This window comes from Paenarthrobacter sp. 10L420 (assembly GCF_056395385.1).
On record NZ_JBFTJK010000048.1, the window covers coordinates 1 to 2558 of the forward strand.

General features: G+C 63.1%; 2 protein-coding genes. Both read right to left on the reverse strand.

All coding sequences use genetic code 11. The annotated features are described in order from the left end of the window. Positions 1-1286: MFS transporter (locus AC1DD5_RS25540; RefSeq protein WP_477523110.1), on the reverse strand; the 1286-nt coding region annotated here is incomplete at its 3' end. A gap of 68 nt (positions 1287-1354) precedes the next feature. After that, positions 1355-2407, reverse strand: a complete 1053-nt coding sequence (locus tag AC1DD5_RS25545) for an NAD(P)-dependent alcohol dehydrogenase (RefSeq protein WP_477523111.1) — start codon at positions 2405-2407, stop codon at positions 1355-1357. Between the last annotated feature and the right edge of the window lie 151 nt (positions 2408-2558).

Below are 2558 nucleotides of genomic sequence, written 5' to 3' on the forward strand. Positions count from 1 at the left end.
GTTTCCGGCGACATCCGTGTGGCGATGAAGCTGACGGCCATGGTCAAGGACATGTAGATGGCGATCGGGATCCAGGAGTTGCTGAACATTGCCAGCAGGCCTGCGCAGATCATGGGAGCGACGCCGCCGCCGATGATGGAGGAGAACTCGCGGCCCAGGGTCACGCCTGCGTAGCGGTAGCGGCTGCCGAAAATCTCGGGGAAGTAGCTCATGTGGACACCGACCACGCCTTGGCAGGCGAGCATGAATCCGATGATGATGACCATGACGATGGCTGCCGGGGAGCCCGTGGTCAGCAGCAGGAACGCGGGGGCGGGGAAGAGGATCAGGGCACCGGTGATGAGGGAAACAACGCGCCTGCGTCCGATCTTGTCGGACAGGATGCCGAAGGATACTGCCGCCACGCCGCCGCAGAGTGAACCGATGAGAAGTACGGGTGGAATGAATTTCGGGTCGGTGCCCACCACGGTGATGAGGTAGGAGGCCATGAAGACCTGGATGGTGTAGGACTGGGTGCTGACGCCGAAGTTCATGAGGATGACGCGCAGGACGTTGGCCTTGCCGTTCTTGGCAACTTCCTTGAGCGGTGCGGGCGGGACTGTGCGGGTCTGCTTGATTTCTTCAAATACCGGAGACTCGTCGAGTTTGCGCCGGATGACAAGGGCGGCAATGGTGACGAAGATGCTGGAGAGGAACACGAGCCGCCAGCCCCAGGTGAGCATGTCGTTCGGTGCCAGTGCTTGGGCGGCGATCCATACGAGGGCACCCAGTGCGGTACCGGCTGCCGCGCCGACCATGATCAGTGATGCAAAGCGTCCCCGGGTACCGGGCGCAGCGGACTCTGTCAGCAACGTGGCACCTCCGGATTGTTCCGCGCCGGCGCCGAAGCCTTGGGCGGCCCGGCAGACACACAGGAGGATCGGTGCCAGCAGTCCGACTTGGTCGAAGGTGGGCAGCAGGCCGATGACCAGCGTTGCGCCGCCCATGAGCAGAAGGGTTACAACCAGGATCCATTTCCGGCCGAGTCTGTCGCCGAAGTGGGAGAAGAATATTCCACCCAGGGGCCGGAAAAGGAAGCCTACGGCGAAGGTGGTGAAGCTTGCGAGGAGCGCGGTCGCTGGGGAAATGTTGGGGAAGAAGAGTTTGCTGAAGACCAAGGCCGAGGCCGTGCCGTAGATGACGAAGTCATAGAGTTCCAGCGTGGTACCGATGAGACCTGCGACGGCGGCCTTCCGGACCTTGGTTTGGTCCACGGGCGTGGGTGGGAGGTTTGCTGCTGTCGTCATTTCCATACTCCTTTGAATGGATGTTTCTTTGATGCTTTCCGGCGGCATCCGTGCCGTGCGGGGGGTGTTTAGTAGCTGATCAATACTTTGAGATTCCGCGGATCGTTGACAGGAGCCGTGAGGGCCGCTGCTGCGTCGTTGAGCGGATATGTGGCAGTGATGATGGACCGCAGGTCCACTTTCCCGGACGAGGCCAGGTCGATCGCCGTCGGGAACGCGTTGGCGTACCGGAACGCCGTCACAAGGTCGATTTCGTAACGCTGCAGGTAGCCAAGCGGAATGCCGTCTACTGTGGGCCGGGCTTGCCCGACCACCGTGGCGCGGGCGCCTGGACCCAGTGTGTGGATGCCATCGGCGAGTGCGCGGATGTTTCCGGAGCATTCGATGAGGCGGTCCATGTCTTTGAGGTCAAGTGGTTCCGTGGAGGTGTTGATGGTGCGTGTTGCTCCCAGCCGGGCAGCGACGGCGAGGCGGTCGTCGTTGATGTCCGTGACAACGATTTCGCTGGCGCCCTGGGCCGCTGCGACCTGGGCCACGAGAAGGCCGATGGGTCCGGCACCAGTGACCAGCACCCGATGCCCGCTGTGGACCTGCGCGCGTTCGACGGCCCAGACTGCCACGGCGAGTGGCTCGATCGCGGCTCCGATTTCGGCTGGTACGGCTTCAGGTAGCGGGTGGAGGGTGGCGTCAGGCACCACAACGTGGCGGGCAAAGAGCCCGTCCGTGGGCGGGGAGCCGAAGCAGGTTCCTGTTGGGCACACGTTGTAGTGGCCCGAGAGGCATGCCGGGCATTGCCGGCATGGCATGGCCGGTTCGATGACGACGGCGGTACCGACGGCGGTGCGGGCCTTTTCGCCGGCGGCAATCACCACGCCGGCGCCTTCGTGGCCGAGGATGGTGGGTTGGCGAAGGACGTTGCTGCCGTTGCGACCCTCTGCGAAATAGTGCATGTCGGAGCCGCAGATTCCACCGGAACGCATCTCCACCAGCACGTCGTTCGCGCCAAGCGGTTTCAGAGGTTTGTTCTCGATGCGGATATCGCCGGCGCCATGCAGGACGGCTGCTTCGGTGGTCGTTGGCAGATCCGTGCGATGTTCCGAAAGGATGGTTTGGGTGTTCATGTGGTGCTCCGGTGGGCTGCGTGGGGACGGGATGTCGGATTGCTGGCATCGGCGATGGCGGCCAGTGGGCCGTGGGACTGCAGGATGTCGATAAATTCGCCGGTGCGTTCGATGAAGTCAGTGCGCTCGGCAAGTTCCTCGCCGAGGAGAT